Below are 23,073 nucleotides of genomic sequence, written 5' to 3'. Positions count from 1 at the left end.
GAAACTTAAAGTAGAAATAAAACTCATGGTCATTATTGCGAATATTGCATAATTAAATAGTATTGGAATCACCAGAAAGTCTTTCCGTTATTGTATTTCTCTTAGATATTTTTTAGAAGAAGGATTAGTAGAAAATGAGGAGAATTTATTACTAAATAGTAGTTTTGGGAATATTTTTTATAACAAATTAGAATAAATAGGGGGTATCTACATGGAGTTACGGGACTTAAAAGCATTTATGACTGTTGTTGAACATGGGAGTTTTACAAAGGCAGCTAGTGAATCCTTTGTGTCACAGCCTTCATTAAGCAAAAGTATTAAAAAGTTGGAAGATACTCTTCATGTGGAATTATTAAATCGATCTACACGTAATGTAGAGTTAACAGACGCAGGTAGTATTGTTTATAAACAAGGACAAAAAATAATACGTTCTGTACACGATTTACATATATTACTGGATGATTTATCGAACATCAAAACAGGCTCTATTAAATTAGGGATTCCACCGTTAATTGGCACACTGTTTTTCCCAGAAATTGCGCGAAAGTTTCATAAGCAGTATCCAAAGGTACATTTAGAGCTTGTGGAACGTGGAGCTAAAATGATTGGAACATTAGTAGAAAATGGCGATGTTGATATGGGGATTGTTGTGATACCTACAGATGAAAGGAAATTTTCTGTCCAATCATTTGTGGAAGACCAATTTTTTGTCTTTATTAATGAGTCCCATCCATTAGCTCAGCAAGAACATATTTTATTACAAGATTTAAAAAATGAAACATTCATTATCTTTACAGAGGAATTCACACTGCATGATTATGTGATTAAATCATGTAAAAGCGTAGGATTTACACCAATAATCGGCTATAAAAGCTCTCAATGGGATTTAATAGTGGAGCTAGTATCCTCGAATTTAGGGGTGACACTTTTACCATATTCAATTGCCGCAAAGCAGACGAATAAAAATGTGAAAATTATACCGTTACTTAACTTTGACATGCCATGGCGTTTAGGTGTTATTACGAAGAAGAATACATATCAATCCTTTGCATTAAAGCAGCTACTCAATACAATTCGTTCTGAAGAGTAAGGTAGAAATTGATTTATGCACTTTTAGAATAAATAGTATTCTAATTAATTCCTTTACTTATAAAATGATAGTAAGGTAGAATTTTTCTTAATAAACGAGAAATTTTAGGGGGTTTCGATATGGGGAAGGGGAAAGTGTGGAATTCGTTTGAGGAGGCCATTGCTGATATTAAAGATGGGGATACGTTAGCAGTAGGGGGCTTTGGGCTGTGTGGTATTCCTGAAAAATCAATTGCAGCGTTAGTTCAAAGGGGAACAAAGGACTTAACAGTTGTAAGCAATAACTGCGGTGTGGATGATTGGGGTTTAGGGCTTTTATTAGCAAATAAACAAATCAAAAAAATGATTGCATCCTATGTAGGTGAAAATAAAATTTTCGAGCAGCAATTTTTAAGTGGAGAGCTTGAAGTAGAATTGACACCACAAGGTACGTTGGCAGAGCGTATGCGAGCTGGCGGAGCTGGGATTCCAGGCTTTTACACAGCTACTGGAGTGGGAACACCCATTGCTGAGGGGAAGGAAGTAAAGGTCTTTGATGGGAAGGAATATATTTTAGAAAAAGGAATTGTCGCAGATTTTGCGCTTGTCAAGGCGTGGAAGGCAGACAAGCTAGGTAATTTAGTTTTCAGAAAAACATCACGTAACTTTAATCCACTAGCTGCAATGGCAGGGAAAATTACGATTGTAGAAGTAGAGGAAATCGTTGAAGTCGGAGAGCTAGATCCTGATTATGTTCATACACCTGGAGTGTTCGTGCAACGCGTTTTACTAGGTGGCAATTATGAGAAGCGTATTGAGCGTTTGACGGTAAAAAAGGGGGATGCGTGATGGCTGATACAAGACAAAGAATAGTGAACAGAGCAGTAAAAGAAATACAAAATGGTATGAACGTCAATTTAGGTATTGGTATCCCAACGCTAGTAGCCAATGCAATTCCTTCTGATTATGACGTCCTTTTACAATCAGAAAACGGACTCCTTGGTATTGGGCCATACCCAGCAAAAGACGCGGTCGATCCGGATTTAATTAATGCGGGTAAAGAAACGGTCACTGCAGTTCCGGGTGCCTCTTTCTTTGACAGTGCCGAATCATTTGCCATGATTCGCGGAGGTCATATCGATTTGGCTATTTTAGGTGGCATGGAAGTATCAGAAACGGGTGACCTTGCGAACTGGATGATACCAGGGAAAATGGTGAAAGGTATGGGAGGCGCCATGGACCTTGTAGTCGGAGCGAAAAGAGTAATTGTCGTGATGGAGCATGTCAATAAAAACGGTGAGTCAAAAATTAAAAAACAATGTGAGCTACCGTTAACAGGCAAAGGCGTTGTGCATAGATTAATTACAGACCTAGCTGTTTTCGACTTTACTGAGGAAGGTATGCAGTTAATAGAATTAGCAGAGGGTGTCACTTTAGAAGAAGTAACAGAGAAGACAGCTGCTTCATTTAGCGTAGCTTTAACAATATAAGTTTAATCTTCATTTTGCAAAGGCTTAGTGAAAGTGAAACGTCAGCTATCGATAGAATATGTGATTTTTTAAGGTAATATTGGCGCTTCGCGGGTATTTACGTGGGTTGCGCGGGTATTTGTCTCCAATTCGCGGGTATTCCGACCGACATCGCGGGTATTTTGCTCTCATTCACGGGTATTTCAATCATACATTCAGGGAGGCTAGTATTTTTCAGACCAAAGGCTGTTCTCGGGCTTTGTTTTTTAATTATATAATAATTAAAAAGGAGAAAAATAACTATGAGACAGCAATGGACAGATGAATTACAGGTGGCACAGGTACGTGTTGCTAGGCCAACTGATAGATTAAAGGAAATTGAAAAATTTTATTGTGAAGGTGTAGGGTTAGAAAAAATCGGTTCTTTTACAGGACATCGTGGCTACAATGGTATAATGATTGGCCTTCCAAACGCTAACTACCATTTAGAATTTACAGAGCATATTGAAGGAAGTCCTTGCCCAGCACCAACAAAGGACAATCTACTTGTACTGTATATTCCAAAGCAAGAAACTATACAACATATAGCCAATCGTCTATTGCAAATGGGTTATCCCGAAGTGGAGCCAGAAAATTTATATTGGGCTGAAAAAGGTGTCACAATTGAAGATCCAGATGGCTGGCGACTTGTTTTGATGAATACAGAGGGAATCTAAATATTGTGATTAAGGGTACGAGCTTGCATTATTGTAGGCTCGTATTTTTATGTTAATACCCTATATGGTATATAATAGATGAAAGGATTATAAGTTGGAGGTTCACGGTATGCAACGAATTAAAACGATTGAACAATGGAGAGAAGTTTTACAGCAATCTAAACACAAGCCTTGTCTAATATTAAAATTTAGTATGACATGTATTAGTAGCATTTCTGCATTAAAGGAATTTAAAGCACTAGAAACTAATTTACCTAAGTATTTAGTTATTGTGCAGAAGGATAGGGATATTTCAAATATCATTGAGAAGGAGCTAAAGGTGAAGCATGAATCACCACAGCTTTTAATTTTGAAGGACGAAAAAGGCATTTGGCAAGCAACACATTACAAAATAAAACAAGCGCTTTTGTCTGAAGCAATTAGTATGTATGTTTAGATTGTGGGCGATAAAAAAAGATACCCATTCGTAATACATGAAGGGGTATCTTGCTATTAAAGCTTTCTAATGTCCTATAGAAGCACTTTGATGATAATGAGTGGCAATGGATTCGATGTCTAATTGGGCATAGTTTGACCAGTCAACCTTTCTAAAATCTTCCTCACTAAAATAAATATTTAATAGCTCAGTCATAGTTTTGTCGCCACTTGGTTCCGTTAACGGAGCATACCAATTAATAGCTGGAGTTTTAACACTTTGTAGCTTAGACAGCTCTGCAAATATTTTAGTGGAATCTTTCAACATTTGACTTTTCATACCTTTGTTCACATCTGTATCCTGTATAGAGACTGATACGATACCATTCTTTTCTTCAACAGTGAATTTATTTTTGACGATAGCTCCTACTATATCTTCAACGGAAGTATTTTTATCGACGGCAACTTCCTTTGGAGCGGTATTTTTCCCGCAAGCTGATAATAATAATGTGACTAGTAAAAACAGATAAAATAACTTCTTCAATATAATGACCTCCCTTGTTACTACCATATATGCGCAAAATGGAGGTGAATTATACAAAAAGAAAGAAGGTTATAAATTAAATTAAAAGGTTTTTACAAAAACCTGTTTTTCCGTTGGATCCCAGAGGACAACCCCAGCATTTTCCATTTGTTTTAATAATTGAGTAACATTCTCTCCACCTTTTAGTTCAGGATAGCTTTCTAATGCTTGCTTAAATTCTATTACTGAATGTATTTGAATACTTTGATTGTTTCTTTCTTGAGCAATAGCTGTATGAGCTCCTTTTTCATGTTCTAGATAACCTTGGAAAATTAAATTTGCTTTTTTATACATGCGAATTCGTTTATTTGTAAATATATTGATATTACTTTTAATATTTTCAGCATTATTTTTAAAAAATTCTGTATATTTAATTTTATTAACTACATATTCAATTATAGTTACTATCGCTGCAAATAAAACTGATAATAAAGTGACTAGAGGATGAGTATATTCATCAGCAATCTCATTATATTCAGGTGATAAACTCATTGCGATAACATCGAATATTAAATTTAGTAATAAATAAACAGCTATAAATAGACCTATACTGATAAAAATTTGCTTAATTGTTGTTCTTTTTTCCATAAAAACATCCCTTTTTTATTATTTTAATCAGTTTAAATTATAATATAGATGTTTATTTAAGACTAGTTCAGTTTACATAACCTAAGATTATACCTAGTTGAATAAGCATGATATTATTAAATATAAAAGGGGAAAAAATGAAGACTAAAATGCCCGAAATTCTTTCTTTTATTTCAGAAGAAGCTGTTAATAGAAAAATGACAAGTGAAGAGATTGCAATTCACTTTGGTTACGATAAACATCACTTTAGTCGGAAATTTAAAGAAATAAATGGATTTAGTGTTGTTGAATTGCTTTCCAGTTTAAAAGTTGAAAGGGCAATTAATGAACTTGATGAAGAAAAAAAAATAATCGAATTACAAGAACACTCAGGTTTTGAAAGCAGCGGAAGCTTCACGAACATTTTTAAAAAATATACAGGTAGTTCACCTAAAGAGTATAAAACTGAAATGAATAAAATGTTTTATGATATTAAAAATTTTGAAAATGATGACAAGGGTAAATCGATAGCTTATTTTGAAGAAAAAAACGCATCTTTTTGCACAGTAAATATTGAAGTACCTGATGATTTAAAAAAGGGAATAGTATTTATCGGACTTTTCCATACACTTATACCTAATCATATGCCTATATCTGGGTTAGCTACTAAAAATTTAACAGGGAATATATTGAGAAACATTCCAAGTGGAGACTTTTATTTATTATCTTGTGCTATAAACAGTTCCAATAATATTCTATCTTATTTTAATTTAGGGAATAGTTTAAGAGGAAAAGAAGATGAGAAGCTATCTTTTCCAAAATCTTCTGGAAATAGTTATACTATCAAGCTGAGAGAAGCAATACCAGAAGACCCACCAATATTAGTTAATGTGGGGAAACTTTTAATCTCTCGTTTAAAGAACACAATCTAGAATAATATTATTTGAATAAAAGACTATAAAATAGTTATAAGATGATGAAATGGAGGATGAATAAATGATTAAAACAGGAACACCTTATCTATTCTTTTATGATGAATGTGGCGATGCATTAAATTATTATGTTGATATTTTTGGAGCTGAAATTATAGAAAAATCTACATTTGAAGATGTAGAGTATATGGAAGATGAAAGTCGTAAAGATTGTATTGCTTATGCTAGTTTTAAACTTGGAGAAAGTGTTATTCTTGCAAATGATTTTCTTGAAAAGAAAAATAAAGAGGAATGTTCTACAGGTTCACAGGTTAGCATATGGCTTGAACTTGAAAAGAATGCTGACATAAAACGTCTGGAAGAAAAGATGTTAGCGACTGGATCTAAGAGTATTACAAAACTTGAGGAGACTTTTTGGGACTCATTATATGCTAAAATCGAAGATAAATTTGGGATTATTTGGGAATTGAATGCTCAAAAGTAGAGAATTAGAAAATAGTTAAGTGATCTTATGATAGACATAAACTGATATTATACCAAGCTAAAAAGCTCTCAGAATCGTTCTGAGAGCTTTAAATATTTTATAAGGTAATTTCAGTATTTCTTGTTAAAAATCGTTAGAGTTAACATAAGTCCCATTATACGAAGCGAAGAAGACCTTCTTATTTTGCTATAATTATGAATAAAAAGGTTGTGATTAAGTGCAGATTAAAGTAATGGAATCAACTGAAAATATTAAGTTACTGGTCTTGATCTATAATAGTAATAGTAATAGGAATATAATCAAATAAAATAATATTCAATTTAGTACTAGCCAACTGTAAAAGACCAATCAATTCTGTATCATTTATTAAAGGTACATGAACATCTATTTTTAAATCGATTAAATTCCCGTTTTCATATCGAAGGTTACCAATTATTTTAGTATTTAAATGTTTAAAGCCTTCTTGAATATCTTCTTTGAAAATTAATAATTTACCATAAGTATCTTTGTCTAAACTATTAAGTGACTCGGAAGGGAATGTGTAATTTTTTATATCGATATCATTCCAATTATCTATTGTAACCTCTCCTTCAGGAATAAATGTTTCCGCTAAAAATATTCCTGGAATGATATCATTTTTATTGGACTCTTGATATAAAGTTAAATAGATAGGGACATAAGGCAAACAATAATTTGTTTTATGTGGACTTTGCCATGCAACATAAAGGAAAGTGCTTGTTAGAATTAGGGAGAATTGCTGAGGCACAACAATGTTTTAAAGAAGCATTGGAGTTAAGGGAACTTAAAGGTGATGTATCACTTATTGAATCTACCGAGCAAGCATTAAATTTAACTTCTTTCATCAGGCGTTCAAACACCTGACGAAAGAAGTTAGAGCCTCCGGTGGGAAAAATATACCCCATGCTTTATTTAAAAATCCGTACTCCATGCCTCAGTTTCATTATCATATAAAAAATTTACATATGCATGTTTAACATTCAATTCATGCTGTAAATAATCAATAAAAGATTGAAACATGTCTTCGTTTATTTCTTCTTTTTTGTTATTTAACCGAATATTAAGCGTAGGTGCAGCTTTTGTAGTATACGAAGGTGTAAAGGAAATACTTTCCGGTTCCCCAAATATTTTAGTTATATAACTATAAACTTTTGGTCTTAATTGTTCTATGAATTTTGCTTCTTCTTGAATTATTATATTATCTTCCATTTGTTTCGTATGTTTATTTTCATAAACCTTGAACGTTTTTTGTGTTTCTGTATTTAAAATTACTGCGGCATATTCAAAATCAGGATATTCCTTATCATTATCATAAAGGACATGGGAGATTTCGTATTTCATAGTCGGATATTTCTCTTGTATGTATTGTTCCGCTTGTGAAATTACTTTTTCTTCTTCTTTTCTATCTGGTATCATCGATGCCTTAAAACTAAATAATGAAAAGACTAGCCAGAATATTAGTATTATTACTATTCCTCCAATTGAAAAAATGAATATGCTCCAACTTTTTAGCCACTTATTCATTTTATCACCTCCTATGTTAAGTATATCCAATTATCTTATGGATTCAAATGAACACCAATAATGTAAAGATAATGTAATTTAAAGAAGAAATGATGCAGTATAGGTTAATTAAAATAGGAGAATTCTATTTAGAACTTGTAGTAAACGGAGACCATCATTTATGATGGTCTTTTTTATACGATAATCTTGTAAGCGTATACACTTTTCGCAGAGTTTTTTTCCTTTAACTATTGAATTGCTAGTGAAAACAATGTATAGTGAAGTGATTTGTCTGACGTCTGACCGTCTGCATATTTTCAGATTTAAGATCTATAGCTGTTATTCCAGTTCCAATAATGGAACATAATGAGTGGAAGAAGGATTTGTAGTTTCGGATATCGAACGCAAAAAAATTATCAATATTATTTATGGAGGAACTCATGAGATACTTAATATCCATTTGTGGATTGCTACTTGTTTTTGGTCTGGCTCTGTTGATGAGTAAAAACAAAAAAGAAATAAAATATAAAAACATACTTATTATGTTGATCATCCAATTTTTATTGGCAGCATTACTGCTAAATACGAAGTTTGGTTATGTTCTAATCAAAGGATTTACAAATGTATTTGATCATTTATTGTCTTACGCAAGTACGGGCATAACGTTTGTTTTTGGTGGTTTAGCGAATGAAGGGGAGTATTCCTTCTTCCTAAATGTGTTATTACCAATTGTATTTATATCTGCATTGATAGGGATCTTACAGCATTTTAAAATTCTTCCTTTCGTTATGAAATGGATAGGTTTACTTTTAAGTAAAGTAAATGGCATGGGGAAATTGGAATCATATAATGCTGTTGCTTCTGCAATGGTAGGTCAATCTGAAGTATTTATTACTGTAAAAAAACAATTAGATAAAATTAGTCCACAGCGAATGTATACATTATGCGCATCTGCAATGTCGACCGTTTCTATGTCAGTTGTTGGCGCATATATGACGATGATTGAACCAAAATATGTTGTAACGGCGATTGTGTTGAACTTGTTTGGTGGATTCATTATTGTTTCAATCATTAATCCGTATACAGTAGAAGAAAGCGAAGATATTTTAAAAATTGAAGATGAGCATAAGCAATCTTTCTTCCAAATGCTTGGAGAATATATCATGGATGGCTTTAAAGTAGCCATCATTGTTGGGGCTATGCTGATCGGTTTCGTAGCATTAATGGATTTAATCAATTCACTATTTGATATGATTTTGGGTGTATCCTTCCAAGATATTTTAGGTTATATCTTTGCGCCAATTGCTTTCCTAATGGGTGTACCGTGGGCAGATGCTATTACTGCTGGAGGAATTATGGCAACAAAATTAGTAACGAATGAATTTGTTGCAATGATAAGCCTTGGAGAAGTAGCTAAGTCTATGAGTGCGCATACACTGGCTATTATTTCAGTCTTTCTTGTATCCTTTGCAAACTTTTCATCGATCGGTATTATTGCCGGAGCAGTAAAAGGTTTGAATGAAAGACAAGGGAATGTAGTTGCTCGTTTTGGCTTAAAGTTATTGTATGGTGCCACACTTGTTAGTATCTTAACAGCTACAATTGTTGGTTTGGTTATTTAATTTATAAAAAGTTGATATGTTTTGAACTGCACTCCAATATCTATAGGGTGCAGTTTTTTTATGACTAAAGAGTGTGGTTTTTGCACTTCATGGAGCTAACGGCACAGTTTGGTTAAAGAATAGGAGGGGAGTTAGATAGAACATGGGCACTTTTACATTAGTACATATAAAAAAGTCACTTTATTTAAGTGACTTAGAAATCTACAAAGACCACCGTTGTTAAGATAGTCTTTTTGTTGAAGTATTGGTTGTACCTTTTTTAACAAAATGAATAAAAATGAGTAGTATTAGTTGAAACAGTGCAACAATCAAAAATACAATACCCAAAACAATGAATGAGACCATTCTAACTTCAGGAGTTTGAACTACCCCTGCATAATCAACTTCTCTTACTCCAATAAATATGGCCCCAGCAGCAAAAATGAATAACCATACAATATTTATAGCCCACCATATTTTCATACTCAAAATACATATCTCCTTTCTATTCATAATTGTATTTGGTTTACCACCATAACTTAGGGGAGATCTCTTTTTCAGCGAAGCTTCCAATGTGCCAGATGGGAAAACAGGATGTTGATCACGAAGGAGTCGCCCAGCAGGAACGAAGATCAATGAGCATTCTAAAATCACTACGCTCTTTAATAAATGTCATCTCGACTTTTGGTGATGAATCTTAATGCTCCGATTATTGTTTTTTAATTGTAACACTTTTCCTTTTTACTGGAAACAAACTTTAGACGGTGCTACTTCTCAGCCTTAAGACTGATTCCTATATAATTTACAAAAATAAATGACTAATTGAATAAACAAAAAAGCAGACAACCGATATTAGTAATCTGTTTTGCACGACCTAAAAAATGAGATAACTATTCGTTGGAAAACGGGTATTGTACCTTATCAAACAACGTGAAGTGTTTTTCTATCTGGACAAGAGTGAGTTATCAAGTAAAGTTTATATGAGGTAATATAGAATTAAGGGTGTAAGAAAAATTGGAGGGATAGTAAGTGGAAAAGAATACAGAATACGGTATTGTATCTTTAGCTAAAGATGAAAAGCTAATAATGAAAAGTTTAATTTTTTAGAACGTTATAATCGTATGTTTTCAAAAAATAAAAACAAAGATTTACTTAAAGCACAACTCCCGTTTATTTATAAACACTTTTATTTTAATTTAAATAAAGAAATGGGAGTTTATATGGAGCTATATCCTAATCAAGATAATGAAGGGAAATATAAATACTCAGAGAATAAAAATATTGGTTGGATATTAAAAATTCGTATTCTTAATCATTTACCTGGATATGAAAAAGGGAAAACTGAAGGTTATATAAAAACTATTTTAGATGTAATTGAATTAGATTTTGTAACTTTATATTCCACTGATGTTGATGATTAATAAAACAATTGATTGTGGATTATTTTTAATTGCAAAGAATATGAACCCCATTTTAACCCCAACGTCATTTTGATAAAAAAATCACCCTCCAATAATGGAGAGTGGTTCGTTCAAAAGCCTTGTGGCTGTATGATTAAATTAAAAAGCCGCGTATGCCGTAGTTATTATAGAAAGTTTTAAACCACCACTCCTCAAATGTGGTGATAGCACTGAAATGCAATTGAATGGATTGTAAGGAATATTGATGTATCAATGTTTATTGCGTTCTGTTTTTGTTCGCATATAATATTTTTTAATTGTTTTAAATGAATTTTTGCACACATTAGCACATGCTAGTTTGAATTACTTTTCGAAAACAGCATTTCAAACTTATCAGCTGCTGCACGATCTGCGGATTTTAATGCATGTCCATAAGTATTCATTGTGATTGAAATGTCTGAATGTCCTAAACGCTCGGAAATGATTTTTGCATGCACACCTGGGAGGGGATGCCCAGGTACTCAATTATTTTGAGCCTGAGTATTTTCGGTTTATATTTAAAGCTAAAATTGACATTTTGTGAAGAATATTATTTTAGAGAACGATCAATAAATGAAGATTTCAAGTGTTTAAACACAAAATTTACCAAAAAATTACTTTTGTATCATAAAAGAACCACAGGAGCGCCAAATATTGGCATTAAATTACCATTGAATTGGAAGTAATGGAAATGATAGGATGTATGTACTCGAGGGAAATATTTGCTATAGCAAACAGTAAGTATAAATAAAATGGAGGCGACCATCTTGCAACTAATAAAAAAATCAAATATGAAGTTAACAATTGTGGTAACAATGATAATAAGTTTATTTATTCTTCCGTTTGGATCAACAGCAATGGCTACTGAAGATTTTGAACAAAAGGGGACAATTATTGCGGAATCTGTTTATTACAATACACTAACAAAAAAATACGAATTTGATACTGAATTTGCTTTAAGTAATGGTTTGACAAAGAACGAGGTAAACAATGCTGAAGCCTATTTTGAAAGTTTATCAGTGACTGAAGTAGAGCAGATGAATAATGAGATTGGTTTTGACGAAAGCTTAGAAATGCAAAATGGTGAAATAACACCTAGTTTCATTCCTGCAATTTTAATTCCTATCGCAAAATATTTGATAGGAACGGCAGGTGCAGTTATTATTTATCATGTAATTACTTATGGTATTATTAAAGCGTGCAAAAATTTAAAAGGTGAATATTGGTTCTTTACAGATTTTTGTGAAACAAATGGATGGCTTTAATAAAAAATAATAACTGAGGAGGGTTTACTTATGAAATTTTTAGATAGTAATTTTTTTATTTTTATTTTGGCTTTTGTAATTGCTATTGCGTTTGTCAACCCACCTGTAATATATGATTTTAAAAGTATAATTTATTTTTCTATTTATTTAATGATTTTAATTTCAGCTGGATTTGTTACATTAAAGCTTTTATTTAAGATGTTTGATTTGGCTGTTTTGAAATTTAGTAAGAACTGAAAATTCTGTTTTACATGTCTATAAGTGAGAAGTCAACTCGTTAATGGGTTGACTTTTTTTGTGTGCCGGGCATGTCCACCAACTAGGTGATGAAAGTTCACTGTGGGCGTTGGGATATGCGAACCACTAGCCAAGTGCAAGGACAACCCCGAATGTGATTCGTGTACCTCGGACCAAGGTTTTGCCGCCAGCTTCCTTCAGATTCCGCGTCGCTACGGACATTATGCTTTACTATGGAATTAATAGCTTCCTTATTTAAGACACCAACAACAATAGCCAAGCCAAACTATGAAATCGATATACGTGAGCAAAATATGATGCATGCGATGGTCAAAGTAGGCGCATTTCCGCATCGAAAAGAAATTAAGGATTTTGATTTTGAATTTCAACCTTCAATCAACCCGCAGCAAATCCATGATTTTGCGACATTACGTTTTATTGAAAGCAACGAAAATATTGTATTCTTAGGTCCGAGCGGCGTTGGAAAAACGAATTTGGCATCAGCGATTGGTATAGCAGCTGCAAAGAAACGCACAAGCACGTATTTTGTGAAGTGCCATGATTTAATCCAGAATTTAAAAAAGGCTCGCCTAGAGAATCGTCTAGAAAGCCGTTTGAAGCATTACACCAAATATAAATTACTCATTATTGATGAGATTGGTTATTTACCGATTGATTCGGAGGATGCAAAATTATTCTTCCAGCTCATCGATATGCGTTATGAAAAACGCAGCACCATTTTCACAACAAACGTCAACTTCAAGTCCTGGGACGAGGTGTTCCAAGAGACAAAATTAGCAAATGCGATTTTAGATCGCATTTTGCATCACGCAACAGTTGTCACAATCGTTGGCAACTCCTATCGTTTGAAGAATCACCTAGCTCCAGAAGGTGAGTAATTTTATACACTATTAAGTGAGCGTTTTTGTACATAGTTTAGTTGACATTTGTAATTAACAAATAAATTCGATGTTTTAATTACATTTCCTATGAGTGTATAATCAGTATTGGATTTTTCGATTAGATTAAACTTAAAATAAGCTTCATATATGAATTCTTCCCCGTTTTCATCTTTTCTTAATTCTTTTTGAGTGTAGGTTGTATCCTCTTTAATATTTAAATACAGTTTTTTTAAAATTGCTTCACGTGCGCTTTTTTCCTCATAAACTTCTATAATGTGAGAATTAATATTGATTTTTGAAAAATACAGTGTAACAGACATACAATCTTTCTTGAAAATTACATAATATCCATTGTAATGATAAATCAAATAGATGAGAAATACTATAGACTGTTCTTGATTTGAATTTGTTCACTTATTACGTTTTACTAAGCTTTTTCATGCGATATTTTAAATTTTTGCACACGATTTGCACACGATAGAAAATTGCATAAAAAAATCACCCTCCATTATTGGAGGGTGATTCTCTCAAAAGCCATGTGGCTGTATGATTAAATTAAAAAGCCGCGTATGCCGTAGTTATTATAGAAAGTTTTAAACCACCACTCCTCAAAGTGGGTGTTCGCAGAAGCTTTCCTGCTTATCCTCATGCACCATGGTGTGAGGCCCGTCATTCCAACTCCAATAATAAAACTCCCTTTTACAGCTTAAAGGTTAAAACTTAATATTGTACGAACAATGCAGCCTTTAAGGATATAATAAGGCATGTTAAATAAACTTGCAAGTAAGATGGTTTGTACAAAAAAGTCAATGGGCAAGTGTCCCAATTCATACATTTCCAGAATGAAATATCTCCAAAAGCTTGAAACAGATTCAAATATTATTCACAAATGCGAACGAAAAATACGAACAACCTTTACTTAGTAGGGCTTAGTATGTAAGATAAAGGAGCATATATAGGGTTTACCTAGATAAAAAGTAAAAGGAGGAAGCAGAAATGGCAGCTTATCCAAATTGTCCAAAATGTAATTCTGAATACACATATGAGGATGGAACGAACTTCGTATGTCCAGAATGTGCGCATGAGTGGAGTACTGATGGAACGGAGCAGGAGGCAGATTCGCTAATCGTAAAGGATGCTAATGGCAATCTACTTGCGGACGGCGATTCTGTTACAGTTATTAAGGATTTAAAGGTTAAAGGTAGTTCTTCAACATTAAAAATTGGGACAAAGGTGAAAAGCATTCGTCTCGTTGAAGGCGATCACAATATTGATTGTAAAATCGATGGCTTTGGTGCAATGAAATTAAAGTCAGAGTTCGTAAAAAAAGCATAATTACTGTAAAAAGAGTCGTGAAATGAAGCTCCCCAACTTGATGTTGGAAGGCCATTCTAAATCGACTCTTTTTTATTTTTATTCAGTAGGTGTCTAAACACCTACTGAAATAGAGAAACACAGTCTAAGAACGCCACGTCCTGTGGCAACGACTGAGTGATCAACATCATGCTGTTGCTGACGCTTCGCTTTCGCACAGACAAAACCTTTTGCTGACGCTACGTTAGCACTACGCTATCGCGCAAAAAACATCTGTTGGCTCAAAGCCTCCGGACTCAATTATGCCAAGGTGAAATTGATTTTAATAAAAAATTTAGTAATTACTGTAACATTTAGCAAAGACATACGTTTTACTTGTGAAAAACGAAATGAGGGAGATGGCATGGACAGACAGCGGAAAAACGAGCTTGAGCAACTTTATGAAAAATACGCGAAATCGTTATATTATTTTCTGCTGAAGATGTCTGGTTCAGTGCATATAGCGGAGGATTTAGTGCAAGAAACATTTGTACGAGCTACGATATCGCTGTCATTTTATAAAGAGGAGGATGTGAGAGCATGGTTATTCAAAGTTGCACGGAACACGTATTTAGATGAATGGCGTAAGCAGAAAAGGCGAAGGACTATTCCATTCGCACACTTATTTTGGAAAGATGAAATGCTAAGTCCGTATGGGTTACCAGAAGAGGATTTTTTAACGCAGGAAGTGACAGAAGATGTACAGGCGTTGCTGAAATTTTTACCTGAAAATTACCGAACGATTTTATATTTACGTGAATATGAACAATTCACCTACTTAGAATTGCAGGAGGCCCTAGAGCTTTCTGAGGGGCAGGTGAAAATACTTTTGCATCGTGCCCGAAAAAGATTAGAAGAAATAGTGAAAAAGAATGGAGGTTTCCAACATGACTGAGTGGTCGCAGGGGAATGAAAAAAAGATTTTAAGAAAATACCGTTTTACGTTAACATTTCGAGTACTGCGTATATTGCTAATATGCTTCGTTATTTATGCTCTCTATATAGCAGGGGTGTCCATCGTTTTTGATAAAACGCGTCCTGATCTTAAACATGCTTATAACTCTTTAATGGTATTTGAATGGCTACATCCAAATATGAAAGGTCAATATTCTATGGATTCGCCTGCTGAAATAACACCATTCCTGACACAAAAATTTAGCTATCCTCTAGAGAAGCAGGTAGGAAAGGAAAAGGTTGTAGTCGGCGAAATGCATGTTGAAAAATCTATAATGAATTCTAATTCATCTCTGAGTATGGACTTACCGTCGACAAATACATCACAACAATTTAATTTTAATTTACCCGAAGATCCGGTAACGGGAAAAGCAACCTCATCTCAACTTAACAATAATATATGGAAGATATTAGAAGAATTACCTGATGGAACTGTAGCGGAAATGGCATTTTCAATTTCAACATTTAAAGAGCCTATAGAATTGGTAAAAATGCTTGCTCCGTACGACGTCCAAATCGTTTGGATGCCATTATATACAGGTGAGTTTAAATCCTTTGAACCAACTGCTTCTGGCCGCTCCAGTGGTACAATTACAATTTATGATAGAATCGGTCTATCAGGAGGCTTAACAGTTAGTGATGATTATTCACATATATCTGAAGCACAGGACTTATCAAGTAATGTGAAAGATAGCCAGCGTTGGATGGTAAGAAATATGGAAAAACTATTGAAAAATGAAAAGAAAAGCTATTATGAGGAGTTTCTCGGTTTACACCATTTGCAAGAACGCTATGATTATATAAAAAAGAATGGATTTCAAGCTTATGGTGCTGTTGTAACAGGACCGGCAAAAAAGTTATGGATGCTTCAAGATTTAGAAGGTATTTCTAATGAAATGCTAGGGGATGTTGAACTTATGAATGGGTATAATTGGTGATGAAAGAAGTTGTCTCAGATACTTAAGACAACTTCCTTCTGCAAGGTGGAACATTATTTTGTAAACCTACGAAATAAAATAGCAAAAGCGGCACCAAATAGTGCAAAAATAGTATGTAAAAGTGCTATGTAGCTAGCTCCAATCAACAGTGTACCAATTTCCGTTAAGGAGTAGTGGGTGACATAGAGTGAATTATTGATATTGTTAATAATGGCCCATACAAAAACAGGTACAGAGCTGATGACAAAAACAATCCAAATATTTTTGTAAAAGAAATAAGTAAGACAGCCAAAAATCGCGTATGATACAGCAAAGCTCGTTTGATTGCCAAGTAAGGAAGAGTTAATGGCAAACATAAAGGATAGTACGATAAAAACAAGGTGGAAAAATGTTACCGTTCTTTTCATTAGTAAATGATAGCCTTGTGTTTGCTTTGAAGTAGCAAGTTGCCGGCAATGCTCACAATTAGCTAAATGGTGTTCGACAAATTGTATAGTAGTTGCTTGGAGCGCTTGTTTCTTATACAAAAGTAATAAATCCTCTACAATTGAACATTCCTGTGACAAAAGCTTCCCTCCAATCGGTCTCCTTTCATTATACGACTTTTTTGAGGAAATAAAAAAAGCCTTCCGCGAGTTCATTCGTTCGGAAAACTTGTACATGCACTTTATTAATTTGATGTTAACACTTCATTTGTCAAAGCTTGAATATCAATATGTGTTTTTTCCTTCACAGCATCCTTCAGAATCTCAGTACGGAAATAGTGAACCGAAGCTTCAAGTGGAATAGCTAAAATCTTGGAAAGAGCTGATTGATACATATGCACAAATTCTTTATCTGTGTTTCCGCGTTTTAACTCAGCAAAGGCTTCATAAAATTGGTCAAGCTTATCAGCAAACTCAAGTAGGCGACCCTCTATAGTTTTATCCTTGCCTTCTTTCATGCGCTCAAAGAAGACAGCCTGAAACTCTTGAGGGATCTCATCAATAATAAATTTCTCCATCATTTTGTCTTCCACATGTGCAAGCATTTGCTTAAGCTCTGGGCTCGCATGCTTTACCGGAGTTTTAATATCGCCGATAAATACTTCAGCAAAGTCGTGGTTGATTGTTTTTTCATATAATGATTTCCAATTAATTGTAGCTCCATTCATTTCCTCAAGTGTGGCAAAGAACATCGCATACTGTGATACCTTCCAAGAGTGAGCAGCCACATTGTGCTCTTCAAATTTGAAGCGTCCAGGGCAACGAATAATACGCTCTAGGTCATTAAGACTTGTAAAAAATTGATGAATTCCTATAAAAATCACTCCTTTTCGTTCTATAAGTGCATATTACTATAATATGTTTCGAAGTGTCTAGGGATATAAATTTACAAAGGGTTAAAGGGCATTTTTTAATGTTGGTTCCCCAAAAAGTGCCCCAAACCCTAACGATTTTAAACAATTAACTTAGTGATGAGTTTCGCGGCCTCTTTTTCCTTTTCTTTTAAAGAGTGTGCATAATAATCTAAAACAGTATTAGGTGTATCGCCAAGCATTTTCGCAACTACTGTTATTGCAACTCCTTGAGCACATAATAAGGATGCAAAGGAATGCCTTAAACCATGAGCTGTTATTCTTTTAGAAATCGCTTTATTCTCATAGGCAGTGTTCAAAATACGATTAACAATATTTCTACCTACACAATTAAGAGTTCTCAAATTGATAAAGACATGATCACTTTCTTTATGTTTTATTCCATAACGCATTTTTTGTTCAATTTATTTTTAGTAGGTAAATTAAATTGGACCTACGTGTTTAAAAATATTAGATACAGTTATGATAATGATAAATGGCCACATACAGATAAGAATCTCTCGCTAGAAGTTAGAAACATCTATATTGATGGAATAAAAAAAGATTAATGTTATTAAGCACTCTTATATTTAGGGTACTTTTTAAAATGCCTTCCACAAAATTTGTGGAGGGCTTTTATTATGCAGAAAAGGACGGTGTCTTATGGACATTGCACAATTAATTCAATATCCGTTTTTATCATTAGTACCAACAACGATTTTATATATGCTACTTGCTTATTTCGCATTTAAAGTATTGGATTTTGCAACAGGCTTATTGAAAACATGGAAGAAGGTATCGCCTTATCAATCAAGGATTATGCGCGATGGTATCATTCGATGGATTGGGGAGCTGGTTGCAATTACATTTGTTATCCTACTTGATTTAATTTTTGGCTTAGATTTCTATTTAACAGGCTTCACATTAGCTTTATTCCTATACAAAGAAGGTGGTTCAATCGCTGAGAACCTTCAAACATTAGGTGTAGATATGCCTGGAATTATTGGAGAAACAATTGAAAAACTTAACAAAGAAGGTGGGCGCAAATGACTTATGCTATCGAACAGCGATTGATGTCAGGCTTGCCAAACTATGCTTTGACAGCTGCTAAATACGTCATTGCCCATGAATCAGGAAATCCTAATAATTGTGGCTCAAATGCTTTGGAAAATGAAATTGCTTTTATGAATCGGAATAAAGCGAATGCATTCACCTCACATTGGGTAGGTGGTGGCGGTAAGATTGTACAAGTTGCACCAGTTAATCGTGTGCAGTACGGTTGTGGCCCTAAAGGTAATCCATATTGTTATGCACAAGTAGAATTGGCACGTACAAATGATACGGAGCAATTTAAAAAGGATTACGCGGCTTATATTTGGTTATTGCGCGAACTTGCTAAAGGTGCTGGATGTAACGGAATTAAGTCACACCGTTGGATTACGGACAATTTAAAAGGTACGACACATAGAGATCCATTTTCGTATCTGCAGAGCATGGGGATTTCAGAGGAACAATTCAAGTTAGACATTAAAAACGGCTTAGATAAACCAAAGGAAAAGGGTGATGATACAATGCAATTCACAAACGAGACAACTAAAGCTGCAGTGTGTGACCATATTAAACAAGCAGTTGATAAAAAGCTGATTGATAAAATGTGGTTAGATAAATTTGATAATGGAACTATGACAAATGGTGATTATGAAGGTTTGAAACTTATCATTGCACAGCGTATTAAATAAGTAAGTGCAATAAGGCTTAATTACACAGGCTGTTAAATATTATTCAGAATTCAGACTTGAAGGATGTACAAAGTGGAGCAATGACAACTGATCGTTTAGTAGGCTTGTATATTACGATTCAGCAACGTCGTAGTAAATAAGTAATAAAGGCTAGCAAAGCTAATTTAGCTGAGCTGGTCTGGTCTTATTACCTGTTAAATGATACTAAAGTGACAATTTTGTGAAAATTATTATCTTAGTAAATGAACTAAACTGAATGAAAATATCAAGTGTTTTAGTGGGAAATTCACTAAAATGTTACCTAAGTTATATGAAAAAATAATAGAACGTCAAATAATGGCGGTATAATTGGCGTGATTTGGCGTGTTTTATAAAATAGATAGCTGAATGCCGTCAGAAAATGGCGGTCATAACGCCGGATATTGGCGTGGAAATTCAATTGAATTACTACTTTTGGGAATGGTAGGATAATAGTAACTCGAGGGTATTGATATGCTATAGCAAAAAAAATTAGAAAAAGGATGAAAAAACATGAAATTCAAAAAAATAGTTCTTGCTTCTGCGCTTGCACTTTCTACTTTAACAGTTATGCCTGTTTCAGAAACGCAAAAAGCTTCTGCTGCTGGTCTTGATTGGTGGGAATTTTGCAAAAGCGATGACTTGTGCCAAGGTGTGACTAATTCGAATATGATGGTAGGAACAGAAAATAGATGGGGCGCTACTAAACTAGAAATAAAATCAGGTGCAGGTGTAGTTACTTTAACTTCTCGTAATACAATTAAAGCAATGAAACCTGGCGAAGCTATTGTTTATCACTATGATAGAACTGGTGCTACTGAAACTGGAAAATACTATATTTACAAAATTCTTGTTAAATAGGTTATATAAATTTTTTTAATTAAAGAACCAGGCGCTCATAAAATGTGAATACCTGGTCTTTTTTTGTTTATTCATTTAAGAAGTTCCTCAGTTGATCCGAACGCGTATTTATTTTTCTCTTGTTGATTTTTTGACAAGTTCATCACGTTCCTTCAATAAACTTTTTTGCTTACGGTTTAAAAAGTAACCTCGTACATATAACGCAAGCAAAGCAACAAGTGAAGCAATGAGTAGGATACTTAAAATTTTCATATGCTTGTAGTATACTTAGTGATGAGGGAGGGGATTAACCCCCTCTTCTCATTTTTCTAATTTCTAGCTCTAGCTTCTTGTTTTCTAACTTCTTCTTCCGGTTGTCCAGCCATTTTGAATGAAGTTGTAAAACAATGAATGCTAGGGCTATTATTGTTCCTAAGTATTCCACAAACTCACCTCCTTTCTATACTTTAATTATAAGTCATTTGATATATAAATTAAGTGATTTATAAAAGTTTTTTTATTTATTTTGCAAGATGATTATCATAGTATTCACCAAGCTTTTCAGCTACGCCTAATCCCATACGACTGATGTCACTTACTCCATCTACATAGCGTTTAATCGCCCCTTGTGTAAGCCCACACTCTTTAAAGATTCTATATGATGTATGCTCGCTCTCGCCATTTTTAGCAGCTTGTGCAGCATTGATAACTGCCTCTACTTTTTCTGTAAGTTTCATACCTAACACTCCTTTTTAAAATCTAATTATAAATCATTTGAATTATATATCAAATGATATTTATATCAAAAGAAAAAAGTCACTCATTTGAGTGACTTATTTTAGTTTAGCTTGCAATATTGCAGAATCATTTTCAATGCTACTGTGGTATGTGTACATAACATCATTGAGAGTATATGTTTCAGTGTGGTCAACCAATTTTCCGTCACCTGTAAAGCCTAGTTTATCCAGAATAGCTGATTGTTGCTGAATACTTAAAGTTTTATCTGCACTTTGTAATAATGCTTCGAATGCAATTTTTACTTCTTTATTTTGTGTTGCAAGCGCATTTGATGAAACTGCAGTACTAATTTTTTCAATGTTATTTTCTTTATTAACATCTATAAAGATAAAAATATCACTTTTTAATTCAATGCTATATCTTCCAGCTTCGATTAATCCCTTATCTTTCATATTGATATTAGAATTACTCTTAGTCTTGGCAATAATTTGTTTTAATGTAGATTCGTATTCATCAATCGCACCCGTAGAAGCTTTATTCATTGAATTTGATACGTCTTCGAAAATTTTTTCTTTTTGTTCCTTAGTCAACTCAACTTTCTCCGTCATTAATCCATCTTCTATAATAGAATTTAATTTTCCATCTTTGAAAATAAGCGATACAGAAGATTCTTTATCTACTCCATTTTCTCCATCATAGTCTAATTCCAATAATAAATTGTCATTTTCTTTGGCATCTGGATTTTTCGGTTGGCCACCTACAACTTCTTTTACCTCATCAGGACTCATACCGTTTTCCAACTTTTTAAACTCATCTGGCGTAATTGTAGCAGTCTCTTCTTCACCACATGCAGCAAGTAATAATATAGACATGGCTCCTACGTAAAATAATTTTTTCATTTACAAAATCCTCCCTTTACATTCCCATTTTAGGAAAACTGGAGATGAATGTACATATAAAAAAACAGACAACCAATTTAGTTGTCTGTTAAACCAGTACCTGCCCATAGATTTATTTAATTATAAAAACGTTCCCCACAAAGTTCCCCAAATGAATTCTTTAGTTTTCTTACTTATATATTAATACAAATTTAAAGAATAGCTGAAACATTAGTTTTATAAAGGGTTTCAAAAAATCAATTCTGTAGTTTTTCGAGCCTATCCATATTACTATAATCCTTACCCTCTTTGTGTATATTTCAAACAATTTTACAATGATTCATTTTGCGTTTACAAAGCATTCACAATTGGCGATAAAGCGCGCTTATGTTAAGTGCTATAATGAGGGGGGACTGAATCAATTATGCCTTGGCATAATTGCGTCCGGAATCGGCTTTGTGCTTGCACAAAGAACTCCTTTCCGATTCCGTGACATCCGCCGGAGGCTTTAACTTCTTTCAGCAGGTGTTTGGACACCCAATGAAAAAGTAACTTAAACCCGCATTCATCTCACCATCTATAGAGGCGGGAGACTTCTGCTGAAAAAAGTTAAAAGGGGAGGACGCACCATGATTTCAATTTATACAATTCTTCTTTACATACATATTTTAAGTGCTGTTCTTTCGATTGGGCCTTTGTTCGTTGTTCTAACAATTGTTAAGAAAATGCGTACAGCGTCTCATGTTGAAATGTCACCTTATATTGAGGCATTTAAAGGAGCGATTACGATCGTCAAGCATTCGGGGCATGTTCTTGTTGCATCCGGTATTTTATTAATGTGGCATGCGGGCTATCATTGGAGTACCTCGTGGATTGTTCTTACATTTCTTGTGATCTGGCCTCCATTGTTTTTTTAGCAAGAGCGTTCAAACCGACTTTACAGACATTTAATACACCTGTCTATGATCAGCAAAAATTTACTTCATTGCTACATCGCAAAGCATGGATGTACATTTTGCTATTGCTAATTATGTTATGGCTAATGGTAGCAAAGCCTGTGCTTTGGTAAAGAATAAAAAAA

The 23,073-nt window shown here is 33.9% G+C and carries 30 protein-coding genes, 1 other RNA gene and 2 pseudogenes; 19 read left to right on the top strand and 14 right to left on the bottom strand.

Going from position 1 to position 23,073, the window contains the following annotated elements; translation table 11 throughout:
- The first annotated feature begins 211 nt into the window (after positions 1–211).
- The 5 genes from AN161_RS18725 to ytxJ all read left to right on the top strand — a co-directional run bounded on the left by AN161_RS18725 (position 212) and on the right by ytxJ (position 3,689).
- Positions 212–1,090, top strand: coding sequence for a LysR family transcriptional regulator (locus AN161_RS18725; protein WP_053595859.1), 879 nt, complete (start codon positions 212–214; stop codon positions 1,088–1,090).
- Positions 1,091–1,209: 119 nt separating this feature from the next.
- Positions 1,210–1,917 (top strand): CoA transferase subunit A, encoded by a 708-nt coding sequence (locus AN161_RS18720; protein ID WP_053595858.1) that lies wholly within the window; start codon positions 1,210–1,212, stop codon positions 1,915–1,917.
- The gene (locus AN161_RS18715; protein WP_053595857.1) at positions 1,917–2,558 is read left to right on the top strand and encodes a 3-oxoacid CoA-transferase subunit B; all 642 of its coding nucleotides are present in this window, start codon (positions 1,917–1,919) and stop codon (positions 2,556–2,558) included. The genes AN161_RS18720 and AN161_RS18715 overlap by 1 nt, the downstream gene beginning before the upstream one ends.
- A 281-nt stretch (positions 2,559–2,839) precedes the next feature.
- Positions 2,840–3,253, top strand: coding sequence for a VOC family protein (locus AN161_RS18710; protein ID WP_053595856.1), 414 nt, complete (start codon positions 2,840–2,842; stop codon positions 3,251–3,253).
- 109 nt (positions 3,254–3,362) lie between these two features.
- On the top strand, positions 3,363–3,689 hold the full coding sequence (gene ytxJ, locus AN161_RS18705) for a bacillithiol system redox-active protein YtxJ (RefSeq protein WP_053595855.1): 327 nt from the start codon (positions 3,363–3,365) through the stop codon (positions 3,687–3,689).
- 66 nt (positions 3,690–3,755) lie between these two features.
- On the opposite strand, the gene AN161_RS18700 is transcribed toward ytxJ, so the two are convergent.
- Together AN161_RS18700 and AN161_RS18695 are read right to left on the bottom strand one after the other, a co-directional pair.
- Positions 3,756–4,211: a hypothetical protein gene (locus tag AN161_RS18700; protein WP_053595854.1), complete on the bottom strand. Its 456-nt coding sequence runs from the start codon at positions 4,209–4,211 to the stop codon at positions 3,756–3,758.
- A gap of 81 nt (positions 4,212–4,292) precedes the next feature.
- On the bottom strand, positions 4,293–4,838 hold the full coding sequence (locus AN161_RS18695; RefSeq protein WP_053595853.1) for a hypothetical protein: 546 nt from the start codon (positions 4,836–4,838) through the stop codon (positions 4,293–4,295).
- 137 nt (positions 4,839–4,975) lie between these two features.
- On the opposite strand from AN161_RS18695, the gene AN161_RS18690 reads away from it, so the two are divergent.
- Together AN161_RS18690 and AN161_RS18685 are read left to right on the top strand one after the other, a co-directional pair.
- The gene (locus AN161_RS18690; RefSeq protein ID WP_053595852.1) at positions 4,976–5,749 is read left to right on the top strand and encodes a helix-turn-helix transcriptional regulator; all 774 of its coding nucleotides are present in this window, start codon (positions 4,976–4,978) and stop codon (positions 5,747–5,749) included.
- 64 nt (positions 5,750–5,813) lie between these two features.
- Positions 5,814–6,233 carry a glyoxalase/bleomycin resistance/extradiol dioxygenase family protein gene (locus AN161_RS18685; protein ID WP_053595851.1) on the top strand — a complete coding sequence of 140 codons (420 nt, stop codon included), beginning with the start codon at positions 5,814–5,816 and terminating at the stop codon, positions 6,231–6,233.
- A 256-nt stretch (positions 6,234–6,489) separates the two neighbouring features.
- Here the strand turns inward: AN161_RS18685 and AN161_RS18680 are convergent, their stop codons facing one another.
- Both AN161_RS18680 and AN161_RS18675 read right to left on the bottom strand, forming a co-directional pair.
- Positions 6,490–6,999 (bottom strand): CamS family sex pheromone protein, encoded by a 510-nt coding sequence (locus tag AN161_RS18680; RefSeq protein WP_241774602.1) that lies wholly within the window; start codon positions 6,997–6,999, stop codon positions 6,490–6,492.
- A 164-nt stretch (positions 7,000–7,163) separates the two neighbouring features.
- The gene (locus AN161_RS18675; protein WP_053595850.1) at positions 7,164–7,775 is read right to left on the bottom strand and encodes a hypothetical protein; all 612 of its coding nucleotides are present in this window, start codon (positions 7,773–7,775) and stop codon (positions 7,164–7,166) included.
- 419 nt (positions 7,776–8,194) lie between these two features.
- Between AN161_RS18675 and AN161_RS18670 the strand changes: the two genes are divergently transcribed.
- Positions 8,195–9,376, top strand: coding sequence for a NupC/NupG family nucleoside CNT transporter (locus tag AN161_RS18670; protein ID WP_053595849.1), 1,182 nt, complete (start codon positions 8,195–8,197; stop codon positions 9,374–9,376).
- 219 nt (positions 9,377–9,595) lie between these two features.
- Here AN161_RS18670 and AN161_RS18665 read toward each other — a convergent pair whose 3' ends face one another.
- On the bottom strand, positions 9,596–9,838 hold the full coding sequence (locus AN161_RS18665) for a DUF3923 family protein (protein WP_053595887.1): 243 nt from the start codon (positions 9,836–9,838) through the stop codon (positions 9,596–9,598).
- Positions 9,839–10,476: 638 nt separating this feature from the next.
- On the opposite strand from AN161_RS18665, the gene AN161_RS18660 reads away from it, so the two are divergent.
- A complete protein-coding gene (locus AN161_RS18660; RefSeq protein ID WP_053595848.1) occupies positions 10,477–10,776 on the top strand; it encodes a hypothetical protein in 300 nt (99 codons plus the stop codon).
- A 332-nt stretch (positions 10,777–11,108) separates the two neighbouring features.
- Here the strand turns inward: AN161_RS18660 and AN161_RS30700 are convergent.
- Positions 11,109–11,261: pseudogene (locus tag AN161_RS30700) on the bottom strand (site-specific integrase); the annotation flags it as partial.
- 300 nt (positions 11,262–11,561) lie between these two features.
- On the opposite strand from AN161_RS30700, the gene AN161_RS18655 reads away from it, so the two are divergent.
- From AN161_RS18655 to istB, 3 genes are all read left to right on the top strand, one after another.
- Entirely contained in the window at positions 11,562–12,059 is a 498-nt protein-coding gene (locus tag AN161_RS18655) for a hypothetical protein (protein WP_053595847.1), read from the top strand.
- A gap of 30 nt (positions 12,060–12,089) precedes the next feature.
- On the top strand, positions 12,090–12,296 hold the full coding sequence (locus tag AN161_RS18650; RefSeq protein WP_053595846.1) for a hypothetical protein: 207 nt from the start codon (positions 12,090–12,092) through the stop codon (positions 12,294–12,296).
- A gap of 233 nt (positions 12,297–12,529) precedes the next feature.
- Entirely contained in the window at positions 12,530–13,195 is a 666-nt protein-coding gene (gene istB, locus AN161_RS18645; RefSeq protein ID WP_053595845.1) for an IS21-like element helper ATPase IstB, read from the top strand.
- Between the two features lie 2 nt (positions 13,196–13,197).
- Here istB and AN161_RS18640 read toward each other — a convergent pair whose 3' ends face one another.
- Together AN161_RS18640 and ssrS are read right to left on the bottom strand one after the other, a co-directional pair.
- Positions 13,198–13,518, bottom strand: a complete 321-nt coding sequence (locus AN161_RS18640; protein ID WP_053595844.1) for a hypothetical protein — start codon at positions 13,516–13,518, stop codon at positions 13,198–13,200.
- Positions 13,519–13,754: 236 nt separating this feature from the next.
- Positions 13,755–13,947: non-coding RNA, 6S RNA (gene ssrS, locus AN161_RS27725), on the bottom strand.
- A gap of 247 nt (positions 13,948–14,194) precedes the next feature.
- On the opposite strand from ssrS, the gene AN161_RS18635 reads away from it, so the two are divergent.
- From AN161_RS18635 to AN161_RS18625, 3 genes are all read left to right on the top strand, one after another.
- Positions 14,195–14,533 (top strand): zinc ribbon domain-containing protein YjdM, encoded by a 339-nt coding sequence (locus AN161_RS18635; protein ID WP_053595843.1) that lies wholly within the window; start codon positions 14,195–14,197, stop codon positions 14,531–14,533.
- A gap of 382 nt (positions 14,534–14,915) precedes the next feature.
- Positions 14,916–15,446, top strand: coding sequence for a sigma-70 family RNA polymerase sigma factor (locus tag AN161_RS18630; protein WP_053595886.1), 531 nt, complete (start codon positions 14,916–14,918; stop codon positions 15,444–15,446).
- Entirely contained in the window at positions 15,439–16,443 is a 1,005-nt protein-coding gene (locus AN161_RS18625; protein ID WP_053595842.1) for an anti-sigma factor, read from the top strand. The genes AN161_RS18630 and AN161_RS18625 overlap by 8 nt, the downstream gene beginning before the upstream one ends.
- 53 nt (positions 16,444–16,496) lie before the next feature.
- Here the strand turns inward: AN161_RS18625 and AN161_RS18620 are convergent, their stop codons facing one another.
- From AN161_RS18620 to AN161_RS18610, 3 genes are all read right to left on the bottom strand, one after another.
- Entirely contained in the window at positions 16,497–17,009 is a 513-nt protein-coding gene (locus tag AN161_RS18620) for a zf-HC2 domain-containing protein (RefSeq protein ID WP_053595841.1), read from the bottom strand.
- 104 nt (positions 17,010–17,113) lie between these two features.
- Positions 17,114–17,752 (bottom strand): YfbR-like 5'-deoxynucleotidase, encoded by a 639-nt coding sequence (locus AN161_RS18615; RefSeq protein ID WP_082340220.1) that lies wholly within the window; start codon positions 17,750–17,752, stop codon positions 17,114–17,116.
- A gap of 128 nt (positions 17,753–17,880) precedes the next feature.
- On the bottom strand, positions 17,881–18,192 hold the full coding sequence (locus tag AN161_RS18610; protein ID WP_053595840.1) for a tyrosine-type recombinase/integrase: 312 nt from the start codon (positions 18,190–18,192) through the stop codon (positions 17,881–17,883).
- Positions 18,193–18,442: 250 nt separating this feature from the next.
- On the opposite strand from AN161_RS18610, the gene AN161_RS18605 reads away from it, so the two are divergent.
- The 3 genes from AN161_RS18605 to AN161_RS18595 all read left to right on the top strand — a co-directional run bounded on the left by AN161_RS18605 (position 18,443) and on the right by AN161_RS18595 (position 20,397).
- Complete coding sequence (locus tag AN161_RS18605) at positions 18,443–18,829, top strand: phage holin family protein (protein ID WP_053595839.1); 387 nt, start codon at positions 18,443–18,445, stop codon at positions 18,827–18,829.
- A complete protein-coding gene (locus AN161_RS18600; RefSeq protein ID WP_053595838.1) occupies positions 18,826–19,518 on the top strand; it encodes an N-acetylmuramoyl-L-alanine amidase in 693 nt (230 codons plus the stop codon). The genes AN161_RS18605 and AN161_RS18600 overlap by 4 nt, the downstream gene beginning before the upstream one ends.
- A 531-nt stretch (positions 19,519–20,049) precedes the next feature.
- Complete coding sequence (locus tag AN161_RS18595; RefSeq protein WP_053595837.1) at positions 20,050–20,397, top strand: hypothetical protein; 348 nt, start codon at positions 20,050–20,052, stop codon at positions 20,395–20,397.
- 286 nt (positions 20,398–20,683) lie between these two features.
- Here the strand turns inward: AN161_RS18595 and AN161_RS30205 are convergent, their stop codons facing one another.
- The 3 genes from AN161_RS30205 to AN161_RS18585 all read right to left on the bottom strand — a co-directional run bounded on the left by AN161_RS30205 (position 20,684) and on the right by AN161_RS18585 (position 22,013).
- On the bottom strand, positions 20,684–20,821 hold the full coding sequence (locus AN161_RS30205; protein ID WP_198926913.1) for a hypothetical protein: 138 nt from the start codon (positions 20,819–20,821) through the stop codon (positions 20,684–20,686).
- Positions 20,822–20,897: 76 nt separating this feature from the next.
- Complete coding sequence (locus AN161_RS18590) at positions 20,898–21,113, bottom strand: hypothetical protein (RefSeq protein WP_053595836.1); 216 nt, start codon at positions 21,111–21,113, stop codon at positions 20,898–20,900.
- A 96-nt stretch (positions 21,114–21,209) separates the two neighbouring features.
- The gene (locus AN161_RS18585) at positions 21,210–22,013 is read right to left on the bottom strand and encodes a hypothetical protein (protein ID WP_053595835.1); all 804 of its coding nucleotides are present in this window, start codon (positions 22,011–22,013) and stop codon (positions 21,210–21,212) included.
- A gap of 608 nt (positions 22,014–22,621) precedes the next feature.
- Between AN161_RS18585 and AN161_RS18580 the strand changes: the two are divergent.
- A pseudogene (locus AN161_RS18580) lies at positions 22,622–23,061 on the top strand (hypothetical protein).
- Positions 23,062–23,073 lie beyond the last annotated feature (12 nt).

The sequence above is a fragment of the Lysinibacillus sp. FJAT-14222 genome (assembly GCF_001278875.1).
GTDB classification, from domain to species: Bacteria; Bacillota; Bacilli; order Bacillales_A; family Planococcaceae; genus Lysinibacillus; species Lysinibacillus agricola.
Note: the sequence above shows the minus strand (reverse complement) of the source record. Positions and strands in the feature narration are given on the sequence as shown.